Genomic DNA, 777 nt, shown 5'->3' with positions numbered 1-777 from the left:
TTCGCTTCCCACGTGACCACCCTGGCCGACCTCGTCGCGCCCGTCCCCGACGCGCTGCCCGACGGCGAGGCGGCCGCCGGCCGGGATCGAGACGACGATCTTGCCGGTGTGCCGCCCGGAGGCCATCAGCGCGAAGGCGTCGCCGGCGTCCTGCAGGCCGAACTCGGTGACCGGGAGCACCTGCAGGCGGCCCTCCGCCACATGCCGCAGGATGTCCGCGAGCATGCGGCGGTAGCGTGCCGGTTGCAGTTTGAGGTTCAGGTCCAGGTCGACCACGGCGAACGACGCGCTCTTCGCCAGGGCCGCCAGCCCCAGCCCGGCGTCGGCGTGCACGTCCTTCTTGCCCAGCTCGATGAACCGGCCGCCCGGGGCGAGCAGCTTGACACCGCGGTGAATCGCTTCGCCCGGAAGGGAATTGAGGATGACGTCCACCCCGTAGCCGTCGGTGAGGTCGCGGATCTCGTCGGCGAAATCGACGCTGCGGGAATCGCCGGCGTACTCGACCCCAAGGCTCCGCAGCATTTCGCGTTTGGCGTCCGAGCCGGCCGTCGTGTAGATCCGGGCGCCGAGCATCCGGGCGATCGAAACGGCGGCCAGTCCTACGCCGCCGGTGGCGGAGTGGATGAGCACGCGTTCGCCGGGGGCCAGCCGCCCGACCTCGCACAGGGAATGCCAGGCGGTCAGGTAGGCGATGCCGAACGCGGCCGCCTCGCCGTCGGGCAGCGCGTCGGGGACGGGCGCGACGAGGTCGGCCAGGGTGGTCACGTGGGAAGCGAA

The 777-nt window shown here is 71.7% G+C and carries 1 pseudogene; it reads right to left on the bottom strand.

The features are described 5' to 3' along the window. Window positions 1–66 precede the first annotated feature (66 nt). A pseudogene (locus A9X03_RS19165) lies at window positions 67–777 on the bottom strand (zinc-binding dehydrogenase); the annotation flags it as partial.

The organism is Mycobacterium sp. E1715 (genome assembly GCF_001667625.1).
In the GTDB taxonomy this organism is placed as follows: domain Bacteria; phylum Actinomycetota; class Actinomycetes; order Mycobacteriales; family Mycobacteriaceae; genus Mycobacterium.
This window is presented reverse-complemented; position numbering and strand designations above follow the sequence as displayed.